The sequence below is a fragment of the Thermomonas beijingensis genome, assembly GCF_020034655.1.
In the GTDB taxonomy this organism is placed as follows: domain Bacteria; phylum Pseudomonadota; class Gammaproteobacteria; order Xanthomonadales; family Xanthomonadaceae; genus Thermomonas; species Thermomonas beijingensis.
Genome location: NZ_JAIQDJ010000007.1, coordinates 57,728 through 80,946 on the forward strand (window position 1 = coordinate 57,728; position 23,219 = coordinate 80,946).

The 23,219-nt window shown below is 60.1% G+C and carries 24 protein-coding genes; 14 read left to right on the forward strand and 10 right to left on the reverse strand.

All coding sequences use genetic code 11. From position 1 onward, the window contains the following. Positions 1 to 67 precede the first annotated feature (67 nt). The 4 genes from K7B09_RS10955 (at position 68) to K7B09_RS10970 (ending at position 5,638) form a co-directional block, all read left to right on the forward strand. Positions 68 to 2,386 (forward strand): cyanophycin metabolism-associated ABC transporter, encoded by a 2,319-nt coding sequence (locus K7B09_RS10955; protein WP_223629502.1) that lies wholly within the window; start codon positions 68 to 70, stop codon positions 2,384 to 2,386. Then, complete coding sequence (locus tag K7B09_RS10960; protein ID WP_223629503.1) at positions 2,379 to 2,849, forward strand: cyanophycin metabolism-associated DUF1854 family protein; 471 nt, start codon at positions 2,379 to 2,381, stop codon at positions 2,847 to 2,849. The genes K7B09_RS10955 and K7B09_RS10960 overlap by 8 nt, the downstream gene beginning before the upstream one ends. A 184-nt stretch (positions 2,850 to 3,033) precedes the next feature. After that, positions 3,034 to 5,382 (forward strand): Tex family protein, encoded by a 2,349-nt coding sequence (locus tag K7B09_RS10965; RefSeq protein WP_223629504.1) that lies wholly within the window; start codon positions 3,034 to 3,036, stop codon positions 5,380 to 5,382. A gap of 79 nt (positions 5,383 to 5,461) precedes the next feature. Further along, on the forward strand, positions 5,462 to 5,638 hold the full coding sequence (locus K7B09_RS10970) for an oxidoreductase-like domain-containing protein (RefSeq protein WP_223629505.1): 177 nt from the start codon (positions 5,462 to 5,464) through the stop codon (positions 5,636 to 5,638). On the opposite strand, the gene K7B09_RS10975 is transcribed toward K7B09_RS10970, so the two are convergent. The 3 genes from K7B09_RS10975 to clpS form a co-directional block, all read right to left on the reverse strand. Beyond that, on the reverse strand, positions 5,593 to 6,321 hold the full coding sequence (locus K7B09_RS10975; RefSeq protein ID WP_223629506.1) for a 4'-phosphopantetheinyl transferase family protein: 729 nt from the start codon (positions 6,319 to 6,321) through the stop codon (positions 5,593 to 5,595). The genes K7B09_RS10970 and K7B09_RS10975 overlap by 46 nt on opposite strands. A 24-nt stretch (positions 6,322 to 6,345) precedes the next feature. After that, positions 6,346 to 8,625: an ATP-dependent Clp protease ATP-binding subunit ClpA gene (gene clpA, locus K7B09_RS10980; protein WP_223629507.1), complete on the reverse strand. Its 2,280-nt coding sequence runs from the start codon at positions 8,623 to 8,625 to the stop codon at positions 6,346 to 6,348. A gap of 72 nt (positions 8,626 to 8,697) precedes the next feature. Then, positions 8,698 to 9,027, reverse strand: coding sequence for an ATP-dependent Clp protease adapter ClpS (gene clpS / locus K7B09_RS10985; RefSeq protein WP_223629508.1), 330 nt, complete (start codon positions 9,025 to 9,027; stop codon positions 8,698 to 8,700). A gap of 60 nt (positions 9,028 to 9,087) precedes the next feature. Here clpS and K7B09_RS10990 point away from each other — a divergent pair, with 60 nt between their 5' ends. Genes K7B09_RS10990 through hflD form a run of 3 tightly spaced genes read left to right on the forward strand, consistent with a single transcriptional unit; the run spans position 9,088 to position 11,266 of the window. Then, positions 9,088 to 9,552: an NUDIX hydrolase gene (locus tag K7B09_RS10990; RefSeq protein ID WP_223629509.1), complete on the forward strand. Its 465-nt coding sequence runs from the start codon at positions 9,088 to 9,090 to the stop codon at positions 9,550 to 9,552. Next, positions 9,549 to 10,655 (forward strand): tRNA 2-thiouridine(34) synthase MnmA, encoded by a 1,107-nt coding sequence (mnmA, locus tag K7B09_RS10995; protein ID WP_223629510.1) that lies wholly within the window; start codon positions 9,549 to 9,551, stop codon positions 10,653 to 10,655. The genes K7B09_RS10990 and mnmA overlap by 4 nt, the downstream gene beginning before the upstream one ends. Further along, a complete protein-coding gene (gene hflD, locus K7B09_RS11000; RefSeq protein WP_223629511.1) occupies positions 10,652 to 11,266 on the forward strand; it encodes a high frequency lysogenization protein HflD in 615 nt (204 codons plus the stop codon). Before mnmA ends, hflD begins: the two co-directional genes overlap by 4 nt. Before the next feature lie 10 nt (positions 11,267 to 11,276). Here hflD and K7B09_RS11005 read toward each other — a convergent pair whose 3' ends face one another. From K7B09_RS11005 to K7B09_RS11030, 6 genes are all read right to left on the reverse strand, one after another. Then, positions 11,277 to 12,026: a transporter gene (locus tag K7B09_RS11005; protein WP_223629512.1), complete on the reverse strand. Its 750-nt coding sequence runs from the start codon at positions 12,024 to 12,026 to the stop codon at positions 11,277 to 11,279. Continuing rightward, positions 12,023 to 12,658 (reverse strand): DUF2058 domain-containing protein, encoded by a 636-nt coding sequence (locus K7B09_RS11010; protein WP_223629513.1) that lies wholly within the window; start codon positions 12,656 to 12,658, stop codon positions 12,023 to 12,025. Before K7B09_RS11010 ends, K7B09_RS11005 begins: the two co-directional genes overlap by 4 nt. 15 nt (positions 12,659 to 12,673) lie before the next feature. Continuing rightward, entirely contained in the window at positions 12,674 to 12,904 is a 231-nt protein-coding gene (locus K7B09_RS11015; RefSeq protein ID WP_223629514.1) for a SlyX family protein, read from the reverse strand. Further along, complete coding sequence (locus K7B09_RS11020; protein ID WP_223629515.1) at positions 12,901 to 14,253, reverse strand: UDP-glucose dehydrogenase family protein; 1,353 nt, start codon at positions 14,251 to 14,253, stop codon at positions 12,901 to 12,903. The genes K7B09_RS11015 and K7B09_RS11020 overlap by 4 nt, the downstream gene beginning before the upstream one ends. Positions 14,254 to 14,319: 66 nt before the next feature. Continuing rightward, positions 14,320 to 15,096 (reverse strand): FKBP-type peptidyl-prolyl cis-trans isomerase, encoded by a 777-nt coding sequence (locus tag K7B09_RS11025; RefSeq protein ID WP_223629516.1) that lies wholly within the window; start codon positions 15,094 to 15,096, stop codon positions 14,320 to 14,322. Positions 15,097 to 15,167: 71 nt separating this feature from the next. Next, positions 15,168 to 16,082: an FKBP-type peptidyl-prolyl cis-trans isomerase gene (locus tag K7B09_RS11030; RefSeq protein WP_223629517.1), complete on the reverse strand. Its 915-nt coding sequence runs from the start codon at positions 16,080 to 16,082 to the stop codon at positions 15,168 to 15,170. A gap of 252 nt (positions 16,083 to 16,334) precedes the next feature. Between K7B09_RS11030 and K7B09_RS11035 the strand changes: the two genes are divergently transcribed. Genes K7B09_RS11035 through K7B09_RS11060 form a run of 6 tightly spaced genes read left to right on the forward strand, consistent with a single transcriptional unit; the run spans position 16,335 to position 20,296 of the window. Next, a complete protein-coding gene (locus tag K7B09_RS11035) occupies positions 16,335 to 16,580 on the forward strand; it encodes a hypothetical protein (protein WP_223629518.1) in 246 nt (81 codons plus the stop codon). Positions 16,581 to 16,583: 3 nt separating this feature from the next. Further along, positions 16,584 to 16,955, forward strand: a complete 372-nt coding sequence (locus tag K7B09_RS11040; RefSeq protein WP_223629519.1) for a GntR family transcriptional regulator — start codon at positions 16,584 to 16,586, stop codon at positions 16,953 to 16,955. Between the two features lie 5 nt (positions 16,956 to 16,960). Then, positions 16,961 to 17,827 (forward strand): ABC transporter ATP-binding protein, encoded by an 867-nt coding sequence (locus K7B09_RS11045; protein WP_425507861.1) that lies wholly within the window; start codon positions 16,961 to 16,963, stop codon positions 17,825 to 17,827. Beyond that, complete coding sequence (locus tag K7B09_RS11050; protein ID WP_223629521.1) at positions 17,824 to 18,867, forward strand: hypothetical protein; 1,044 nt, start codon at positions 17,824 to 17,826, stop codon at positions 18,865 to 18,867. The genes K7B09_RS11045 and K7B09_RS11050 overlap by 4 nt, the downstream gene beginning before the upstream one ends. Before the next feature lie 40 nt (positions 18,868 to 18,907). Continuing rightward, positions 18,908 to 19,579 (forward strand): hypothetical protein, encoded by a 672-nt coding sequence (locus K7B09_RS11055; RefSeq protein WP_223629522.1) that lies wholly within the window; start codon positions 18,908 to 18,910, stop codon positions 19,577 to 19,579. 15 nt (positions 19,580 to 19,594) lie between these two features. Further along, positions 19,595 to 20,296, forward strand: coding sequence for a DUF2884 family protein (locus tag K7B09_RS11060; RefSeq protein WP_223629523.1), 702 nt, complete (start codon positions 19,595 to 19,597; stop codon positions 20,294 to 20,296). Between the two features lie 53 nt (positions 20,297 to 20,349). Here the strand turns inward: K7B09_RS11060 and K7B09_RS11065 are convergent, their stop codons facing one another. After that, positions 20,350 to 21,738 (reverse strand): class II fumarate hydratase, encoded by a 1,389-nt coding sequence (locus K7B09_RS11065; protein WP_223629524.1) that lies wholly within the window; start codon positions 21,736 to 21,738, stop codon positions 20,350 to 20,352. A 111-nt stretch (positions 21,739 to 21,849) separates the two neighbouring features. Between K7B09_RS11065 and purB the strand changes: the two genes are divergently transcribed. Further along, positions 21,850 to 23,214: an adenylosuccinate lyase gene (gene purB / locus K7B09_RS11070; RefSeq protein ID WP_223629525.1), complete on the forward strand. Its 1,365-nt coding sequence runs from the start codon at positions 21,850 to 21,852 to the stop codon at positions 23,212 to 23,214. The last annotated feature ends 5 nt before the right edge of the window (positions 23,215 to 23,219 follow it).

Consider the following 23,219-nt stretch of genomic DNA (forward strand, 5'->3'; position numbering starts at 1 on the left):
CAGGGTACGCATTCAGCCTACCCCAGCCACGCTTTTCCGTCATGTTACGGATAATTTAAAGATCCTTATGTCAGCCGTAGCCACCTCACTTCCCATTTCCCACGCAGCCATCGACAGGCTGGGTGGCCAGCGCCACGGGCTGACGGAGCAGTGGCTGCATCAGCTTGTTCAACAATTGCAGCCGGATGAGGCCGTACTAAGTGCCTTCACGATGGATTTGGATGAGGACCTGCACTTTGCTGATGGCGTATTGGTACTGACCGATCAACGCTTGCTCGCGCACATGCCGCACGCGCAGGGTTGGCAAGCGTGGCCACTGGCCCCCGGTTTGCAACTGCGGCATGGCGATCATGCCGGTGTGGGTCTGATTGAATTGCTGGATACCAAAGCCCGGCTATTGCATTGCCGCTTCACCCTGAACCAGAACGTCGCTGCGCTGCGCTTACTGGGCTTGTTCGAGCGCCAACTGGACAGCCTGCAGGGCGCGCAGCCGGTGGATGACGATGACACCCTGTGCCCGATTTGCAAAGCCCCATTGCCTGACGGTGAGGACGAATGTCCCACCTGCGTACGCGAGCTGCACACGCCACCGTCCACATGGACGCTGCTGCGGCTCTGGCGGTTTGCGCGACCTTACAAATGGCCGCTGCTGGCGGGCTTCTTGCTGACCTTGGCTTCCACCGGTGCCACCTTGGTGCCGCCGTATCTCACCATGCCGTTGATGGACAAGGTGTTGATCCCGTTTCAAAACGGCAGTGACATTGATCATCAATTTGTCCTGCTGTTGCTGGCTGGCATTTTGGGGTCGGCACTGGTGGCATGGCTTCTGGGTTGGGCGCGCACCTATATTCTGGCGCTGGTATCCGAGCGCATTGGCTGTGATCTGCGTACCGTCACCTATGAGCATTTATTGAAGTTGTCGCTGGAATATTTCGGTGCCAAGCGCACTGGCGATTTGATGGCGCGCATTGGTTCGGAATCTGACCGCATCTGCCTGTACCTGTCGCTGAACCTGCTCGACTTCGCCACCGATGTACTGATGCTGGCGATGATTTCAGGGATCCTGTTTTCGATCAACGCCAAACTCGCGTTGGTGACCTTGCTGCCATTGCCATTGATCGCCTGGATGATCCAGTTGGTGCGTGACAAGCTGCGCAACGGTTTTGAAAAAATCGACCGCGCATGGTCTGAACTGAGTAGCGCGCTGGCCGACACCATCCCCGGTATTCGCGTGGTCAAGGCATTTGCCCAGGAGGGCCGCGAAGTTCATCGCTTCCGTGTAGCCAATCGTCACTATCTGGCAGTCAACGACAAACTCAACAAGGTGTGGTCGTTGTTTACCCCGACGGTCACACTGCTCACCGAGCTTGGTTTGATCGTGGTATGGGCATTTGGCATCTGGCAGGTTTCCAAGCACCAAATCACGGTGGGTGTGCTCACCGCATTTTTGGCTTATATCGGGCGTTTCTATACGCGCTTGGATTCGATGAGCCGAATTGTTTCAGCCACGCAGAAGGCCGCTGCCGGTGCCAAGCGCATTTTCGACATCCTCGACCACGTTTCCAGCGTGCCGGAATCGGCCAACCCGGTGTCACTGCCCGCTGTACAAGGCGCGATCACCTTGCGCGATGTGGGCTTTCGTTATGGCAACCGCGGCGTGATTCGTGGCTTGAATCTGCATATCCAACCCGGCGAAATGATTGGTTTGGTGGGTCATAGTGGCTCCGGCAAAAGTACATTGGTCAATTTGATTTGCCGCTTTTATGACGTGACGGAGGGCGCGGTGCTGGTGGACGGGGTGGATATTCGTTCGCTGGCGATTGCGGACTTCCGCCGGCATATCGGTCTGGTACTGCAAGAACCTTTCCTGTTCTTCGGCACCATTGCCGAAAACATCGCCTACGGCAAACCCGATGCCAGCCGTGACGAGATCGTAGCTGCTGCCCGCGCCGCACACGCGCATGAGTTCATCCTGCGCCTTCCGCATGGCTACGATTCGCTGGTTGGCGAACGCGGGCAAGGGCTATCGGGGGGCGAACGGCAGCGCATTTCGATTGCACGCGCATTGCTGATTGATCCGCGTTTCTTGATCATGGACGAAGCTACCTCGGCGGTGGATACCGAAACCGAAAAGGAAATCCAGCGCGCGCTCGACAACCTCGTCAAGGGCCGCACCACCATTGCCATTGCCCATCGCTTGTCCACCCTGCGCAAGGCCGACCGTCTGGTGGTGATGGATCGCGGACGCATTGTCGAAGTTGGGCCACATGATGAGCTGATGGCCCAACAAGGTGCCTATTGGCGGCTGTATCAAGCGCAGTTGCGCAATGTGGATCAGGAAGATCAACTGGCGGAACTCACGCTGGGAGGCATCAACCGTGAGTGATCTTGATTTCACCTTGGCCGAGGATGCCTTTGGCCAGCTGCAACTCACCTTGGGTGATGGCAGCACGCATGGCGGCGTAGTACCGGTGCGTGCATTTCCGATTGCTGCACCCGATGAAGGCGTCTCGCTGGTGGGACATGACGGTCATGAATTGGTGTGGGTCCCGCGCCTGTCTGCACTGGATGCTTCGCGCAAGGCAATCATCGAGGCAGAACTTGCGCAGCGCGAATTCATGCCGGTAATCGAACGCATCGTCAGCGTGTCGAGCTTTGTAACGCCCAGCCAATGGACAGTAGCCACCAATCGCGGCGAGACCACCTTCACCCTGAAAGCCGAAGACGATATCCGCCGCATCAGCACCACTACCCTGCTGATTGCCGATAGCCACGGCGTGCATTATCTGATCCAAGATCTGGCTGCCTTGGATCGCAACAGCAAGAAGCTGCTGGACCGGTTTTTGTAACCTTGGCCCCGGCAGGAGCGCGCCCTGCGTGCGGCAGGCTTGGTGGCAGAGCAGTCGCGACCAGCGGTCGCTCCTGTCAATAACGCACGCCGCGTTTGCATGCAAACGCCAGCCTGTCAAGCTTACGCGCCGGCCGGAACAGGGCGAAAATGGCAGTTCCGTTCGCCTTTGGTTTGTCCTTCGCATGACCGAGCTTTCCCCCGCCATCGCCCGCAAAATTGCCGCCACTATTGCCTCTGAAATCAGCGCGCAACCCGCGCAGGTGCTGGCCGCGGTAGGGTTGCTGGACGAAGGTGCCAGCGTGCCCTTCATCGCCCGCTACCGCAAGGAAGTGACCGGCGGGCTGGATGACACCCAACTGCGCAATCTGGAAACAAGGCTGACCTATCTGCGCGAGATGGAAGATCGCCGCGCAACCATCCTTGCCAGCATTGAAGACCAAGGCAAACTCAGCGACGCGTTGCGCGCCGACATCCTGGCTGCCGACAGCAAATCGCGACTGGAAGATTTGTACCTGCCCTACAAGCAGAAGCGCCGCACCCGCGCCCAGATCGCACGCGAAGCCGGACTGGAACCGCTGGCCGACGGCTTGATCCAGGACCCAACCCATGTGCCGGAGGAATTTGCCGCTGCGTTTGTGGATGCGGGAAAAGGCGTGGCTGATGCCAAGGCCGCACTGGAAGGCGCACGCGCCATCCTGATTGAACGTTGGGGTGAAGATGCGGCGCTACTGGGTGAGCTGCGCGACTGGCTGTCACGCGAAGGGGTGATTCGCGCCAAGGTGGTGGAAGGCAAACAGTTGGCGGGTGAAAAATTCCGCGATTATTTCGACCACGCAGAGCCGCTGGCAAGGATTCCATCGCACCGTTTGTTGGCACTGTTGCGTGGTCGCCGTGAAGAGTTTTTGCAGCTTGACCTTGACCCCGGCAACGATGCCGAAGCCGGTCATCTGTATGCCGAAGGCCGGATTGCCTTGCATGCCGGGATAGAAGTGCGTGGCCGCGCTGCGGATGTTTGGTTGCGCAATGCAGTGCGGTTGGCATGGCGCGCCAAAATCCATATGCATTTGCTGCTGGACTTGTTCAATCAAGCCCGCGAAAAAGCCGAAGGCGAAGCAATTGCAGTATTTGGCGACAACCTGAAAGACCTGTTGCTGGCTGCACCCGCTGGCCCGAAAGCGGTGCTGGGGCTGGATCCTGGCCTGCGCACCGGAGTCAAGGTTGCAGTGGTGGATGCCACCGGGAAACTGGTGGCCACCGACACCATCTACCCGCACGAGCCACGCCGGCAATGGGATCAATCGTTGGCATCGCTGCGCAAGCTGTGCAGTGCACACAACGTGCAACTGATTGCGATTGGCAACGGTACCGCATCACGCGAAACCGACAAACTGGCCGGTGATCTGCTCAAGCGGGCGCCCGAATTGAAGGCGCAGAAAATTGTGGTCAGCGAGGCCGGTGCGTCGGTGTATTCGGCTTCGGAATTGGCAGCCAAGGAGTTCCCCAATCTTGATGTGTCGCTCCGTGGTGCGGTCTCGATTGCACGCCGCTTGCAAGACCCATTGGCGGAATTGGTGAAGATCGAACCCAAGGCCATTGGCGTGGGCCAGTATCAACACGATGTGGATCAATACCGGCTGGCGCGTGCGCTGGATGCCAAGGTGGAAGACTGCGTGAACGCCGTGGGTGTGGACGTGAATACCGCCTCCAGCGCACTGCTGGCGCGGGTGTCCGGGCTATCGGCCACGGTGGCAGAAAACATCGTGGCGCACCGCGATGCCCATGGTGCATTCAAATCACGCAAGGCATTGTTGAAGGTGCCGCGCCTGGGCGATAAAACCTTCGAACAGTGCGCAGGTTTTTTGCGCATCATGGATGGCGAGCAGCCGTTGGATGCCTCCTCCGTGCACCCGGAAGCCTACCCGGTGGTGGAACGCATCCTGGCCGCCGGCGGCAAATCGGTGAAGCAAATCATCGGTGATGCCAGCTTTTTGCGTTCGCTCAAGCCTGCGCAATTTACCGATGCAACCTTCGGTGAGCCAACCGTGCGTGACATCCTGAAAGAGCTGGAAAAACCTGGCCGCGACCCGCGCCCCGAGTTCAAGGCCGCGCAGTTTGCCGACGGCGTGGAAGACATCAAGGATCTGCGCCCCGGCATGGTGCTGGAAGGCGTGGTCAGCAACGTCGCGGCGTTTGGTGCGTTCATCGATATTGGCGTACATCAGGATGGCTTGGTGCATATCTCGGCGCTGTCCGACACCTACGTGAAAGACCCGCGCGACGTGGTCAAGGCCGGCGACATCGTCAAGGTCAAAGTGTTGGAAGTGGATGTTGCACGCAAGCGCATTGCACTCACCTGCCGCATGAGCGACGAACCTGGCCCAGCGCAGCCCCGCAGCGCCGACCGCAACGCGGTGCGCGGCAATGACCGAAACCAGGACCGTGGCGCACGCCCTGCCCCTCGCCCGCAGCAAGCAGCACCGGCACTCAATACCGCGCTGGCCGATGCACTGAAAGGGCTGCGGCGCGGCTGAACCGTGCTGGCCTTGGAATCCCACACTGGTTTACCTGCACGGCCGGACGCAGCCGAGCGGACATGGATAATGGGCTGAAATGACCATCCAGACCACCCCCGACGATCCCCGCCCCTTGCCGCCAGAGCCACCGCTGCCCAGTGACTGCTGCGATAGCGGCTGCGCCCCCTGCGTGAACGATACTTACTCGGAAGAGTTGACGTACTACCGTCAGGCGCTGGCGGCGTGGCTGGCACGGCACCCTGAGGCCACATAGCGCCAGTAGTCGGGTGCGCCGACCATGGCAGCAATGGCTGCTGCGCCTTCCACCCGCCATTGACTGGCGGCTGGCCCGCACACGGCCAGCGCACCGTGCGCAAACAACCACGTGCAGGCGTCAGCCTGGGCAGAACCGGTCGGCTGGGCGGTCAGTAATTGCGCCTGCTTGGGCTGCAAGCCTTCGCCGCTCCATTTGCCGTGGGCTTCTTTGAGTGTCCACAATTGGTGGAAAGCAGCTTGCTTCAGCGCTGCGGGCTGCTGTTGCAGATAGGCCAGCTCATCAGGTGAACAGACAAACTCTGCCAGTGCATCCCAATTCCGGGTGCGGCGTGGGAGTTCGATATCCACGCCAACGGCAGCTTCGGCCACCGCCAGCACCAACCAGTCACCGCTGTGACTGATGGACAGCTGCAACGGTGCATCGCTGGCATCGGCGCACAACCGTGGGCGACCATCGGGATGCGTGTGTAGCGTAATGCGCTGCCACGCGACCCCCAACTGCTGCGCTGCCAACTGGCGGGCCTGCCAATGCCCGGCGATAAAGCTGTCGCGTCGCGCTTGCGCACGCATGGCCGCAAGCCGCTGGCGCTCGGCCTCGGTCAGCCAGTGATCGGCATGCGCAGCGGCCTGCGCCACCACATCGCCGATGCGCAGCAATTGCAAACGCGCCAGCGTACTCATCCGGGTGGCGCCTTTGGCACGCGGCTATTCCACCAACGCCGGCAGCAGTTTTTCCGGTTCAGCCTGCACGTCCAGCGCCAATTCGCCCGCCACCGCATCCAAGGTCACCCGGCCACCGCTCACCAGTTTGCCAAACAGCAATTCGTCGGCCAACGGGCGCTTGATCTTGTCCTGGATCAAGCGCGCCATCGGGCGTGCGCCCATCAGTGGGTCAAAGCCATTTTGGCCTAGCCATTCGCGCGCGGCCGGCGTGGCCGACAAGGCGACGTGTTTTTCGTGCAGCAACAATTCCAACTCGATCAGGAATTTATCCACCACCCGCAAGATGTGGTCAAAGCTCAGGGCCTGGAATTGCACGGTGGCATCCAGCCGGTTGCGGAACTCGGGCGTGAAGCTGCGCCTGATCGCCTCCATTGCATCCGGGCTGTGGTCTTGCTTGGTGAAACCGATACTGCGGCGCGCCGCTTGGGTGGCACCGGCGTTGGTGGTCATCACAATGATGACATTGCGGAAATTGGCTTCGCGGCCATTGGTATCGGTCAGCGTGCCGCGGTCCATCACCTGCAACAGGATATTGAAGATGTCGGGGTGCGCTTTTTCGATTTCATCCAGCAACAGCACGCAGTGCGGCGTCTTGACGATTTTTTCGGTCAGCAGCCCGCCTTGGTCGAAACCCACATAGCCCGGAGGCGCGCCAATCAAGCGCGACACCGAATGCGGCTCCATGTATTCGCTCATATCAAAACGAATCAGCTCGATGCCAAGTTGCATCGCCAGTTGGCGCGTCACCTCGGTCTTGCCCACGCCGGTGGGGCCGGCAAACAGGAAATTGCCGATCGGTTTGTCGGGGTTGCCCAACCCTGAGCGCGCCAATTTGATTGCACTGGCCAAGGTGGCAATGGCCGGGTCTTGGCCAAAGATCACCATCTTCAAATTGCGTTCGAGATGCTGCAGCACGTCCTTGTCGGAGGCGCTGACTTGCTTGGCCGGAATGCGCGCCATCTTGGCCACGATGGTTTCGATTTCTTCCACGTCAATCAGGTGTTTGCGCGTTTCCGGCGACTGCAAGCGTTGGCGTGCACCGGCCTCGTCGATCACATCGATGGCCTTGTCCGGTAGCAGGCGGTCGCCGATATGCTTGACCGACAGGTCCACTGCCGCACGGATCGCATCGTCGGCGTAGCTGACCTCGTGATGCGCTTCGTAGCGCGGTTTCAGTCCCAACAAAATCTGCACCGCCTCGGCCACGGTGGGCTCGGTGATATCGATTTTCTGAAAACGCCGCGCCAGTGCGCGGTCTTTTTCAAACACCCCGCGATATTCCTGGAATGTCGTTGAGCCAATGCAGCGCAGCTCACCATTGGCCAGCACCGGCTTGATCAGATTGGACGCATCCATGGTGCCGCCGCTGGCCGAACCGGCGCCAATAATGGTGTGGATTTCGTCGATGAACAGGATTGCATGTGGCAATTTTTTCAGTGCCGCCAGCACGCATTTCAGGCGTTTTTCGAAATCACCACGGTATTTGGTGCCGGCCACCAAGGCGCCCAAATCCAGTGCGTAAATCACGGCCTCGGAAAGAACGGCAGGCACTTCGCCATCCACGATGCGCTTGGCCAGGCCTTCGGCCAACGCCGTCTTGCCCACGCCGGATTCGCCCACGTACAGCGGATTGTTCTTGCGCCGGCGGCACAAGACCTGGATGGTACGTTCCACCTCTTCGGCACGGCCCACCAGCGGGTCAATCCTGCCGGCCAATGCGGCTTCGTTGAGGTTGCTGGTGAACTCATTCAGCGGGTCGGTCTTGGCGTCGGTCTCGCCCGCGTCGGGTTTGTGATCAGCATCTGCTGGCGGCGGCGTGGGTTCGTCTTCATGTTTAGCGATGCCGTGGCTGATGTAATTGACCACGTCCAGCCGATGCACATCCTGCTGATTGAGGAAGTACACTGCGTGTGAATCCTTTTCACCAAAAATCGCCACCAACACATTGGCCCCGGTGACCTCTTTGCGGCCCGAGGACTGCACGTGATACACCGCGCGCTGGAGTACGCGCTGGAAGCCCAATGTAGGCTGAGTATCGCGTGCATCGCCATCGGCCAGACGGTTCACCGACACTTCAATCGCATTGTTCAACTCATCGCGAAGCTTGGGAATATCGGCGTGCACCGCACGCAGCACCGATTCTGCTGACGTGTTGTCAAGCAATGCCAATAGCAGGTGCTCAACCGTCATGAACTCATAGCGCGCCTCGCGGGTGCGCTTGTAGCAATTGCCAATGGTGAGCTCGAGATCTTTACTGAACATGGTGCACCGCCTTTCAAAAGCATTTCCCACTATTTAAGGTGCATTCCAGCCTGAAACAAGTCCCCTCTCGTACTAAGACTTTTCCATTGTGCACAACAATGGGTGTTGGTTCAGGCGGGCATAATCATTGACTTGCGCCACCTTGGATTCGGCGATTTCACGGGTAAATACCCCGCACACCCCGCGCCCACGGGTGTGGACGTGCAGCATCACTTGCGTGGCTTTTTCCAGGTCCATCGTAAAAAACTGCATCAACACGTCCACCACGAAATCCATCGGGGTGAAATCATCATTGAGTAAAAACACGGTGTACAACGGTGGCCGCGCCACGCCCGGGCGTGCCGACGCCACGGCCACGCCATGCTCATGGGTGTGCTGCGGTTTATCAGATTGGTTTGACATGTGCCAATTATACGAAGCCGGTGCATGGACGATACGGCCGGCAACAAGGACAATAGCCTGATGCACACACAACCCCCGCGTTTCTGGCAGCCTGATATCACCGTGGCCACGGTTGTGGTGCATGATGGCCGGTTGTTATGTGTGGAGGAACAGGTCAATGGTGCATTGGTGATCAACCAGCCTGCCGGCCATCTGGAGCCGGATGAAAGCCTGATCGCCGCTGCGCTGCGCGAAACCCGTGAAGAAACCGGTTGGAACGTGCGCATCACCCATGTGGTCGGCTTTTACCAATGGCAGGCTGGCGAAACCGGCAAACACTATCTGCGCGTTGCATTCGCCGCTGAACGGCTGGATGAAATTGCCGACGCGGTACTGGATGACGGGATCGTGCGCGCCCTGTGGCTGAGTCCGCAGGAATTGCAGGCGCAAGCATCGCGCCACCGCAGTCCATTGGTCTGGAAGGTGGTGGCAGACTATCTGGGCGGCAGCCGGCACCCGCTGACGTTGGTGCAGCAACTGCCATGACCGGCAACAAGATCGTGGTGGGCGTGTCTGGCGGCGTGGATTCCTCGGTGGCCGCGCTGCTGCTGCGCGATGCGGGTTGCGAAGTCATTGGCCTGTTCATGCAGAACTGGGCCGACGATGGCAGTGGCCAGTGCCGTGCCGAAGACGACCGCCGCGACGCCGTAGCCGTGTGTGGCGCGCTGGGTATTCCGATCCGGTTTCGTGATTTTTCGAAGGAATATTGGGAAGGCGTGTTCCAGTATTTTCTGGCCGAATACGCCGCTGGCCGCACCCCCAACCCGGACGTGCTGTGCAACCGCGAGATCAAGTTCAAGCATTTTCTCGATGCCGCGCACGAGCTGGGTGCCGATGCCATTGCCACCGGCCATTACGCCCGCGTCGATCAACGGATGGGCACATTCCGGCTGCTGCGTGCGGTCGATCGCAGCAAGGACCAGAGCTACTTCCTGCACCAGCTGGGGCAGGCGCAATTGGCGTTCACCCGCTTCCCGCTGGGCGAGCTGGCAAAAACAAGGATCCGCGAAATTGCCGGTGCGCACGGCCTGCGCACCGCCGAGAAAAAAGATTCCACTGGCATCTGCTTTATCGGTGAACGTGATTTCCGCAGCTTCCTGGCGCAATACCTGCCTGCCAAGGAAGGCGAGCTGCGCACCCCGGAGGGTCTCCGGATCGGTGCACATTGCGGCGTGTTTTATTACACCTTGGGCCAGCGCGAAGGCCTGAATATCGGCGGTATGCGTGGCAGGCCGCAAGCCCCGTGGTTTGTGGTGGCCAAGGATGTTGCCAATAACATCCTGTATGTCGACCAGGGCCATGACAGCCCGTGGTTGCAGTCCCGCAACTTGCGCAGCGAAACCGCGCATTGGATCGCCGGTGCGCCGCCTGCACCGCAGTTTCCCTGCACCGCGCAAACCCGCTATCGGCAACCAGACGAGCCCTGTACGGTGACAGTGCACGATGACGGTACGCTTGCAGTGCAGTTTGCACGCGCGCAGCGCGCAGTCACCCCTGGTCAATCCCTGGTGCTTTACGATGGCGAGGTCTGTCTGGGCGGCGCCGTGATCGCCGCCACCGACGCCCCTGTTCCCGGAAATTGTGCATGAGTAATCCGTTCGACGACCGCGTATTGGCGCTGGCAGGCATGTTGCAAGCCTTGGCCCAGGTGCGCCGAATTGCAGATACCGGCCAGTCCGACAGCAGCCAAGTACAGGCCGCGCTGGACAGTGTGTTCCGGATTGATGCGCACAGCACCGAAGCCGTGTTCGGCAGCGCCAATGGCCTGCACACGGGGCTGCGCCAATTGCGTGACTACTTGGCCAACGGCAACAAGGACGAAGCCCTGGGCAAGCTTGCGCTGGCGGTATTGCAACTGGAGCGCCGCTTTGTACGCACCGGCGCGATGGTGACCCAGGTGCAGACGGCGCTACTGCGATTGCAAGCCAATGCCAATACCATGGGCAGCACGCATGCCAACGTCATTTCCGAGCTGGCCAAGCTTTACGCCGACACCCTCAGCAATCTGCGCCCTCGGGTGATGGTACAAGGCAACCCGCACTATCTGGGGCAAGCAGGTGTGGTCGCCGAAATTCGTGCCCTACTGATGGCCGCGCTGCGTGCCGCCGTGCTGTGGAGACAACTGGGCGGCAGCTTATGGGACTTTGTGTTTTCACGCCGGCAAATGGCGGCCGCAATTGATGCCCGCATCCCCGGGTAAGACGGATTCGCTACCGAATCAGCAGCGAAACTCCAAGCCCTGCCTGCCAATCCGCTGCACCCTGCACGCCGCGCAGCGCGGATACATCCAATTGGAACCGTGGGCTTGGTTGCCAGGTCAGGCCGCTGCCGAGCATGCGGCCTCGCTGCGAACCACTCCCGATACCGGCTTCGAGATAACCGGCCCAGTGTTGGCTGAAATTGAAGTTATAACTTGGCGACAGCATCCAACCGCGCTCATGGCCGAGGCTGTGATCGGCATATAGCGCGAACGAACAATCGTTGGCCATCGCCCATTGCGCAGTGATGCCAAGATCATAGCCACGCGTGCCACCGCCGATGGGCGCTCGGCCGGTGGGCAAGCTGGCCGTGGCAAGCATCGCCCAGGAAAATGCATCCGTGTGACTAGGCAGCGACATCTTCAGACCAAGACGGCTATTCCCCATCCCCTGCGCGCGCCAATGCCCGCTGACATCGCTCGCATGCTGCCAAGCATAGCTATCAGCACCAAGCTGCAATTCAAGCCCATCACGCAGTCCATAACGCAACAAGGTGTCTGCAACCCACTGCCGCTGTCGACCACTGGCATCGTGATTCGTTGAAACGTCCGCTAGCCCCTGCTCCCACGCCAGGCTACCACGCGGCACCGTCGTGCTGGCAAAGCCAATTCCGGGCCGATCAAACGCCGCGGCATCCTGCGCATACAGCGGTGCTGCACGCAACAGCACCAGCAGACCAATGCAGGCGGCTCTTGACTTCACCACGCCAAATCATCCGGTATCCGGTATTGCGGATCCGCATACGGATCGTCGGGCGCAAGTGCATCGGGGTCCACTCTCAACGCAACAGCTTGCGCGAAAATGGCCTGTGCCGCGTCCAGCACCGCCGCTTCTACTAGCAGATACCGGCCATTCATCTGCAACACTCCCAAGGCGCCTGCATTGAGTGCCTTGAGTTGTTCGGCGGTCACATGGATGCGCTTGATCTTGCCACCGTATTCGAAATGGCGGACATGCTCGGCATCTGCGGCATTCAGCGCCTTGTCCTTGAGGAAGGCCTCCAATTTGGCTTTGGCTTCGCGACGCAAACGCGCCTCTTCCTGCTTCAGTCGCTCGGCCTCGATGCGCTCGTCTTTTTCTTTCTGCGCACGAATGGCATAGGCCTTGGCCAAATCAATGTCTTCGCGGGTTCGTGGTTGCGCGGCACGCGGGTCGGACTTGCGACCACCGGCTGCAGGTTTATTTCCTGGCCGTGCACCTGACCCTGCGCCTGGTTTACCTGCAGCGGCATGCGGGGCGTGCACAGGCCGTGGTGCATGTGCGGGCTTGGGCGCAGGCGTCGGAGGCTCCTTGAAGCCGAGGCCTTTCAATTGGTCACGCAAGGAGTTGCTCATCGCTACGTCTATGGCTTAGTAATGCGGAGGGGGGGGCTCGCTGGCGGCATCCACCGTTAAGGGACTGGCCGCCATCGCGCTGCGAAATTGTCGCAATTCTTCCAGTGCCCGATGCAGCATCAGCGAATTGCTGGCTTCTTCGCTGCGTGCAGCGGCCAGTGCGTCGGAGAGCTCTTGCAGGGCATGTTCTTGGAAGGCGATGCGCACTTCCAAATCGACGATGCGTTGTTCTAGGTCGGCACTCATGCCGCAGGCCTTTGCAGGGATCGTCCGCGCCCGATGCCGTAATATGCCAGGCCCGCGGTTTCCACCTCGTCGGGGGCATACAGGTTGCGGCCATCAAACACCACAGCATCGGCCAGCCTGGTGGCCAGCTTGGCAAAATCGGGGCTGCGGAACTGCTTCCATTCAGTGATCACCACCAGCGCATCGGCACCGTGTAGTGCAGCCTCTGCAAAATCACACAGCACCAAGTCGACGCGCTCGCCATAAATGCGCCGCGTCTCCGGCATGGCCTCGGGATCATAGGCGCGCACCGTCGCGCCAGCGTCCCATAAGCGCTGCAACAGGCGTCGACTGGAGGCTTCGCGCATATCGTCGGTATTAGGCTTGAAGGCCAGGCCCCACAAGGCCACAGTCTTGCCATGCAGCGCTTCGACACTGCCGTAATGGCGCACCATCAATTCAAACAGATGTTCTTTTTGTGCGGCATTCACCGCCTCCACCGCATCCAGGAGTCGCGGCCGCACGCCGAATTGCTGGGCAGTTTTGGCCAGCGCCTGCACGTCCTTGGGGAAACACGAGCCACCATAACCGGCACCCGGATAGATGAAATGCCAGCCGATGCGCGGGTCTGAGCCGATGCCCTTGCGCACCATCTCGACATCAGCCCCCACTTGTTCGGCGATGTTGGCGATCTCATTCATGAAGCTGATTTTGGTGGCCAACATGGCGTTGGCGGCATATTTGGTGAGTTCGGCCGAACGCACATCCATGCTCACGATGCGATCGTGATTGCGGTTGAACGGCGCGTACAGGCGCTTCAGCATTTCAATCGCGGTTGGATTGTTGGCACCAATGACGATGCGATCGGGGCGCATGCAGTCTTCTACAGCTGCACCTTCCTTCAGGAATTCCGGATTGGACACCACATCGAATGCGATGTCGATACCGCGCTGTGCAAGTACATCACTAATCGCGGCGCGCACCTTGTCTGCAGTCCCCACTGGCACCGTGGATTTATTTACCACCACGAGGGGTGCTTGCATGGACTGGCCGATGCTGCGTGCCACGGCCAGGACATAGCTCAAATCCGCACTGCCATCTTCGTCGGACGGAGTGCCCACTGCAATAAACACCACATCTCCATGCGCAATACCCTGCGCGGCATCAGTGGTAAAACGCAAACGACCGGCCGCGTGGTTGGCCTGCACCATCGGCGTGAGGCCGGGCTCGAAAATCGGGATCACGCCTGCATTCAGGCGTTCCACTTTGCCCGCATCGATATCGACACACACCACATCGTGGCCAACGTCGGCCAGACAGGTTCCGGTGACCAGCCCCACATAGCCGGTGCCGAAGATACATACACGCATTGGCCATCCTCCAAAACACAACGCCCGGGCGCACCCAAGGGTACGCCACGGGCGATGGCAAACAGATTACTTGGCGGCGTTCGGCTTGATGATGTCGAGCAACTCGACTTCAAACTCCAGCACCTGGTTGGGGCCAATCATCGGCGGTGCCTGCTCACCGTAGGCCAGCTTGGCCGGAATCCAGAACTTGTACTTGCTGCCCACCTGCATCAGCTGCAGGCCCTCGGACCAGCCGGGGATCACGCCACCCAGCGGCAGCACTGCCGGTTCGCCGCGCTTGTAGGAGCTGTCAAATTCCTTGCCATCCAGCAAGGTGCCCTTGTAGTTCACCTTCACACCATCGGCAGCGGTGGGCTTGGCGCCCTTGCCTGCGGTCATCACCTGGTACTGCAAGCCTGACGGGGTGGTCACCACGCCGGTTTTCTTGCCGTTCTCGGCGAGGAACTTGTCACCCTTTTCCTGGTTGAGCTTGCCCTCTTCCATCATCTTGGCGATTTGCTTGGCCTGCATTTTCTGGCCGAATTCCTGCATGATCTTCTGTGCTTGCTCGTCGGTCACCAACACTTTTTCGCCAGCCATCTGCGTGCGCAGTGCTTTGACCACGGTGTCCAGATTTACCTCGTCCTTGATTTCCGACAGTTGCTTACCCATCGCCATACCGATGGTGTAGCTGACCTGCTCTTTCTCGGTGGCCAAACCCGGAATACCGGTTTTGTCGGTCGCCGTCTTGCCGGCTTCGGTCTTGTCGGCCGAAACATCGACCGGCTTTTGTTCAGCCTTACAAGCGGACAGGGCCAGCAACATGGCAACGGTCAGCGCGGTGGTGCGGGCAAACGGCTTCATCAGTGTGGAACTCCAGGTAGTTGAGTGAGGCGGCAAGCCCGCCCATTGCATGTAGTACGACGTGCTTTGACTTATTCGACGCCCAGCAGTTCCACATCAAACATCAGTGTGGCATTGGGTGGAATCTCGGTGCCGGCGCCCTTCTCGCCATAGCCCAGACGCGCAGGGATCCAGAACCGATATTTGGCACCCACCGGCATCAGACCAACGCCCTCGGTCCAGCCCTTGATCACTTGATCCAGCCCGAATTCAGCAGGCTGGCCACGGTCATAGGAACTATCGAATTTCTTGCCATCCAGCAAGGTGCCCACGTAATTGACCTTGACCTTTTGGCCAGGCCTCGGACGCGGGCCATTGCCTTGCCGCAGCACCAAATACTGCAAGCCGCTGAGGGTGGTAAATACGCCCTTGACCTGTTTGTTGCGGGCCAGGAAATCATCTTCGAGTTTGCTGGAAGCCTTGGCATCGGCCTCGCGCTTGGCAGCCTTGATTTCCCCCATGTGGGCGGAAAATGCGCTGCGCACCCTGGCGATTTCGGCATCATCCAATGCCGGTTTTGCCGCCGGATTGGCACCATCTTTCACGCCATGCATGAACATCGGCAAGTCGAATTCCGTGTGGATGCTGGCCAATGATGTCCCGATATTGCCACCCACCAATAACCCGGCTTTGACGTGGTCGATGCTGGTTGCCGGTTTGCCGGCCTTGCGTGCGCTGATACTGTCGATCAAGGCTTGCCGCGTGACTTTGACGTCGCTGTCATTCAGCAGTGGCTGGCCGTTGACCATGCCGTTTTCCACGGCGCGCTGTAGCGCGGTCATGTCCAGATCCAGAAAGCCTGGACCAATCGACTTGCCCACATCCAACCCGATCATGTAGCCCACTTTGTCGCGTTCGCTGACCGGGGCGGCGTCTTGCGCATGCACACTGCCCGATGCGATGACAGCCAGCAGCAGTGCGCTCAAGGCGCGTGATGCAAAGTTCATTGTTCGTGCTCCAGACGGACTGCAGCGGCAGGATACCGGCGCAGGCATAGCCCTGTATTGTCATGCGCATGGCTGTCGGGGGCAATCCTGTTGTGATGCGGTGGGTGAGTGTGGCGTTCAGATTCAGGCCAACGCAGGTGTCCGCATGGCATCAGCCCCCCTGCCATCAGTTGGGTGCATGGGGGGTTGACGGGCAAAAATATAGTGTTATAGTTGCCTACAACACCGAACACCCAGAGCAGGACGTTCACCATGAACCGCAAGCTCCACAACACCCTGATGGCCATGCTGACCAGTAGTGCTTTGCTGGTTGTCACCTTGTTGGCCAGCACGCCGGCCGCGCCGGAAACGCGTTCCCAAACCTTGGCTGCCACCACCTCGCAAGCGGCTGGTGTCGGCGAAGTCTCCCCTGCCGCACGAGTGAACCACGGCGTGACCCGCCGTACTTACCAATCCGTGCGGATGCCGTTTTTTTCCTTCTTTCTCCCGAAGGAGTGAGTCATGACTGCCGTTGAATGGAGCGATGGCGCTCCGATTTATCGCCAGCTCAAGGATCGCGTCGTGGCCATGTTGCTGGACGGAATCTTGAAGCCTGGCGATGCCTTGCCCTCGGTGCGCCAGGTGGCCGCCGAATACCAACTCAACCCGATCACCGTCTCGCGCGCCTACCAGGAGCTTGCGGACGATCAACTTGTCGAAAAACGCAGAGGCCTAGGTATGTACGTCACCGATGGCGCCAACGCGCGCCTACTGCAAAGCGAACGCGAACGTTTTCTGCGCGAAGAATGGCCCTTGATGCTGGAGCGCATCCAGCGGCTGGGCCTGACGATTGAAGAACTGCTGGATCCCAAGAGCAAATGGGGGCCAAAGTGAACACCATGACCACTGCATCCGTTGTTTCCGCACGTGGCCTGCGCAAGGCCTACAAAAACAAGTTGGCGCTGGATGGCACCAACTTCGACATCCCCGCGGGCCGCATCATTGGTTTGATTGCCCCCAACGGTGCCGGCAAAACCACCGCACTGAAAGCGGTGTTGGGGCTGATTCCGTTCGAGGGCGAGTTGAAAGTGCTGGGCAAGGACCCACGCACCCAACGCGATGAATTGATGAACGATGTCTGTTTCATTGCCGATGTGGCGGTGCTGCCGCGTTGGATCACGGTGGCGCAGGCCATCGAGTTCGTCGCCGGCGTGCATCCACGCTTTGATGCCGGCAAGTGTCAGCGCTTCCTGCAAGGCACCCAGCTCAAGCCCAATCTGAAAGTACGCGAAATGTCCAAGGGCATGATCGTGCAGTTGCATCTGGCGCTGGTGATGGCGATCGACGCCAAACTGCTGGTGTTGGACGAACCCACCTTGGGCCTGGACATCCTGTATCGCAAGCAGTTCTATCAGCGCCTGCTGGAAGACTATTTCGATGAAGACAAGACCATCATCATCACCACCCACCAAGTGGAAGAAGTCGAGCACATCCTGACCGATGTGATGTTCATCCGTGACGGCAAAATTTCGCTGAACGCACAAATGGACAGCTTGGGCGAGCGCTATACCGAAGTGCTGCTCAATGCCGACAAACTGGAAGCCGCACGTGCATTGCAGCCGATTGATGAACGCAGTCTGCCGTTTGGCAAGACGGTGATGTTGTTCGACGGTGCCGACCCGGCACGCCTGCGCGAACTTGGCGAGACCCGCACCCCGGGCTTGGCCGATCTGTTCGTCGCCACCATGAAAGGAACCTACGCATGAACGCCACTTTCGAAGCGGCCGAGCGCGCCCCGGTCAAAGCGGCCACGCCCCCGCACACCACCCACAAGCTGAAGCTGCTGCTCAAGCGTGAATTCTGGGAACACAAAGGCGGGTTTTTCTGGGCACCGATCTGGGCGGGCGGCATCTCGCTGCTGTTGACCTTGATGGGCTTGATCCTGGGCGAAGTGGCGCTGCGCAATAGCAGCGGCAAAATCCAGGTGGACGGGCACTTCAGCGTCAATGGCTTGGACTTGAGCACGATCACCTCGCATATGAGCCCGTCCGATGCCGAGCAGCTGGCCGGCGCAGTCAGCATGAGCACCGCCTCAGCGATGTTCTGGCCGATGCTGGTATTGGGCTTTGTGGTGTTCTTCTACTGCTTGGGCACCTTGTTCGACGAACGCAAGGATCGCAGCGTGCTGTTCTGGAAGTCATTGCCGGTGTCCGACCGCGATACCGTGCTGGCCAAGGTACTGAGTGCATTGGTGGTCGCACCCACCATTGCGATGGTGATCGGTATCGCCTGCATGCTGGCCTTCCTGCTGCTGCTCAGCGTGTTCGTGCTGATCCATCACGGCAACCCGCTGACCCTGTTGTGGAGCCCTTCCAATTTGCTGGCCAATGCCGGCGTGGTACTGGCCGCCATCCCGCTGTATGCCTTGTGGGCACTGCCCAGCGTGGGCTGGTTGCTGCTCTGCTCGGCATGGTCCAAGAGCAAGCCGTTCCTGTGGGCGATCATGATCCCGGTATTCGCTGGCGTGTTTGTCACCTGGTTCAACCTGATGCACGTGTTCAACCTGGGCAGCAGTTGGTTCTGGAAGAACGTGGTGGCACACCTGTTGGGCGGCGTGTTCCCGGGCACTTGGTTCATCGTCACCAATACCGATGCGCTGACCTCCAGCGATTTCCCCAAGCATCTGGCCGTGGTGCAGTCGATGTACACCGCCTTTGCCGCACCGCAGTTGTGGGTGGGTGCGGTGGCCGGCATCGCCATGATCATCGCCGCCATCCGCCTGCGTCGTTGGCGCGACGACAACTGAACCTGCAACCGCGCATTCAACACATCCCGAGGACCAGCACATGCACCTACGTATCGCCGCTCTCCCCTTGCTCGTTGCCTGCAGCTTGCTGATACCGGGGCAGGCCGACGCCCACCCGGCGTCCGATACCGGCCTCCAGACCGACGTCCAACACAGTTTGGCCGAAGCCCGCAAGGAGGTTCGCACCGAATTGGCACAGGCCCGCCGCGAGCTGGATACCGGCAACTTGAAAGTGGACGGCAACTTTCAAGTTGGTCGCCGCCACGACGCACCTGGCAAGGCGTCCAGTGCACTCCCCACTGCGGAAATCACCCCGCAAGGCGATTTTTTGATCGGCGGCCAGATGCAGCCCATTGATACCAATCAGCGGCGGCAACTGCTGGCCTATCGCGGACTGGTGGTCGAAGTGGCCAAGATCGGGATTGATATTGGCCAGAAAGGCTCCGAGGCCGCGCTGGACGCAGTTGGCGGTTCGTGGCTCAGCCTGATGGTCGGCGCGATGACTGGCAGCTTGGAGCGTCGCGTCGACCGCGTGGTGCGCGAGCAAGTGGAACCGGGCGTGCGCGGCATCTGCCGGCTTCTGCCAAAGGTGCGCGACTCACAGCAGCAACTGGCCGGCAGCGTGCCGCAATTTCGTCCCTACGCCAATCTTGATGCCAATGATGTCGAACAATGCGAAAGCGATGTTCGCCGTGAATTTGCCATCCGCTGAACCCGAGGAAATGCAATGAACATCAGAATCGCCACTGCCGTGATCGCCTGCATGCCACTGTTGGGGTGCAGCCAACCGCCGGCTCCGCCCGCCCCGCCCACGCCACCGGCACCGCCCGCCACTGCGGACAAAGGCTTTATCGGCCAGCAAGTGGACAAAGCCTTGACACAAGCGCGCAAGGAACTGCGCGAGGGCAATCTCAGCCTCAACGGCGACATGAAAATCAATGTCAACGGCCACAATGTGAGCAGGCACACCAGTGGCCTGCCGAAAGGCGAAATCAGCCCGCAGGGCGATCTGTTGATTGATGGCAAGCCGGTCGCCATCACCCCGGCGCAGCGCCAGCAATTGCTGGCGTATCGCGGCCAGATCATCAACATTGCCGAAGCCGGCATGGCGATTGGCTCGCAGGGTGCCGATATTGCCGGCACCGCGCTGCAAGGCGTGGCCGGGGCGATTTTTGGCGGCGAAAAAGGCCAGAAGGATTTTGAAGCACGGATGGAGGCCGAAGGCAAAAAGATCGAAGCCCAGGCCATGAAACTCTGTGCCTATCTGCCGCCGATGCTGGCCAGCCAGCAAGCCCTGGCCGGCTCCCTGCCCGCCTTCAAGCCCTACGCCACAATGACCCAGGACGACATCAACGACTGCGGCAAAAAGGGTGACAAGGGTGTCGCTGTGATCAGTGACGACAGCAATAGCGAAGACGAAAAGCAGTAATCACCGCGCCACGCTCCAATCCCCGCTTCGGCGGGGATTTTTCTTTCCAGCCCTCACCCAATTCCGCCCCGCGTCAACTTGGCCGGATCCAGCAGTCGGCGCAGCGTCGCTTCATCCAGCCCACTGTCCTCCAACGCCACTTCCAGTACCGGGCGGTTTTCCGCGTAGGCGCGCTTGGCAATCCTGGCACCCTTCTCATACCCAATCACCGGGTTGAGCGCGGTGACCAGAATCGGATTGCGGTCCAGTGCCTGCTGCACATTCGCCTCGCGCACGCGCAAGCCGGCAATGGCTTTGTCGGCGAGCTCCTGCATGGCGTGGGCCAGCAAGCCGATGGCCTCATCCAAATTGCAGGCAATCAGCGGCAGCATCACATTGAGCTGAAAATTGCCGCTCTGGCCGGCAATCGTCACCGCATGGTGCAAGCCCATCACCTGCGCGCACACCATGCACAGCGCCTCGGGAATCACCGGGTTGACCTTGCCCGGCATGATCGAGCTACCCGGCTGCAAGATCGGCAATTCAATTTCCCCCAGGCCTGCCAACGGCCCCGAGTTCATCCAGCGCAAATCATTGCCCAGCTTCATCAGCGCCACCGCCAGCGCGTTCAACTGACCCGACAGTTCCACCAGGTCATCCTGCGCGGCCAGCCCTTCGAATGTATTCTTGGCCTGCTCGAATGTGCATTCCGTGGCCGCCGTCAGCGCCTTGGCCACGCCTTTGCCGAACTTGGGATGGGCATTGATGCCGGTGCCAATGGCGGTGCCACCAATCGGCAGGCGCCGCACGCGTTTCAAGCACCCTTCAATCCGCGCCTGCGCCGAGGTGAGCTGCGCCGACCACGCGGAAAACTCCTGCGCAAAGGTCAGCGGCATCGCATCCATCAAATGTGTGCGCCCGGTTTTCACCACATTGCCCAGCGCCTTGCCGCGTGCATCCACAGCCTTGCGCAGGTGCTTCAATGCCGGCAACAAGGTGTGCTCGGTTTCCAGCACCGCCATCACCCGCAGGCTGGTGGGAATCACGTCATTGCTGCTTTGGCCCAGATTGACATGATCATTGGGATGCACCGCCCGCTTCGACGCAGCACTGGCCACATGCGCAATCACCTCGTTGGCATTCATATTGGATGACGTGCCGGAGCCGGTCTGGTAGCGGTCAACCGGGAATTGGTCGGCATGCGCGCCACCGGCCACCGCCGTGGCGGCATGGATGATGGCCTCGCTCTGCGCCTTGGTGAGCAGGCCCAAATGCCCATTGACCACCGCGGCGGAAGCTTTGACCAGCGCCAAGGCGCGGATGAACGCGGCGGGCATCGGCCGCCCCGAGATGTGGAAATTGTCCTTGGCACGCTGGGTTTGCGCGCCCCACAGCGCCGCTACGGGTACCCGCAACTCGCCCATGCTGTCGTGTTCGATCCGAAAATCCGTGCGCTTGGCCATGTGCGTCGTCCTCCTGTCGATCCGCCTAGGGTACGCCTCGGCGCTAGCCAAAGAACGCAGCCGAGCAAGCTCGGCTCTACAATAGAGGCCCGTTTCCAGTCCCTCGCCTCCATGTCCGACACCCTCACCGCCCTGTCCCCGCTCGATGGCCGCTATGCCGGCAAAGTGGACGCCCTGCGCCCGATCTTTTCCGAATATGGCCTGATCAAGGCGCGGGTGAAGGTGGAAGTGGAATGGTTGCTGGCATTGGCGGCTGAACCTGCAATCCCCGAATTGAAGCCATTTTCCGATGCCCAAATCAGCCGCTTGCGGCAATTGGCCGATGGGTTTTCGGTGGTGCATGCCGCCCGCGTCAAAACCATTGAAGCCACCACCAATCACGACGTGAAGGCAGTGGAATACTTCATCAAGGAACAGCTCAAGGACGATGCCGAGCTCGGGCCCGCATTGGAATTCGTCCACTTTGCCTGCACCAGCGAAGATATCAACAACCTCAGCTATGCACTGATGCTGAGCCAGGCACGGCAGGATGTGCTGCTGCCCAAACTCGATGGCCTGATCGAGAAACTGCGCACGATGGCGCACGACTACGCCAGCCAGCCGATGCTCTCGCGCACCCACGGCCAGACTGCCTCACCCACCACCCTGGGCAAGGAATTGGCCAATGTGGTGGCGCGCCTGCAACGCCAAGGCGAAGTGCTGGCCGGCTTGCCGATGCCGGGCAAGATCAACGGCGCGGTGGGCAATTACAATGCGCACAGCGTGGCTTATCCCGATATGGATTGGCCGGCGTTTTCCAAACATTTCGTCGAATCGCTGGATCTTGACTGGCAGCCCTACACCACCCAGATCGAGCCGCACGATGGCATCGCTGAACTCAGCGATGTGGCCAAGCGCATCGACACCATCCTGATTGATTTGTGCCGCGACATCTGGGGCTATATCTCGCAAGGCTATTTCAAGCAGGTGGTCAAGGCCGGCGAAGTGGGCAGCAGCGCGATGCCGCACAAGGTCAACCCGATTGATTTTGAAAACGCCGAAGGCAACTTCGGCATTGCCAATGCCCTGTTCGAACATTTCGCCGCCAAACTGCCGATCTCACGCTGGCAACGCGACCTGACCGACTCCACCGTGCTGCGCGCACTCGGCACCGCGTTTGGCCATCAGTTGATCGGCTTCGATGCCCTGCAGCGCGGCTTGAACAAGCTGATCATGAACGCCGAACGCTTGAACGCCGACCTCGACGCCAGTTGGGAAGTATTGGCCGAAGCCGTGCAAACCGTAATGCGTCGCCACGGCTTGCCTAATCCGTATGAACAACTGAAGGCGTTGACGCGTGGCCAGGACATCAATGCCACCACGATGCGCGCTTTCATCGAAACGCTGGACTTGCCCACCGACGCCAAACAGCGCCTGCTGGCGATGACGCCGGGCCGCTATACCGGCCTGGCCGCGTACTTGGCGCGGAGTATTTGAGCGTC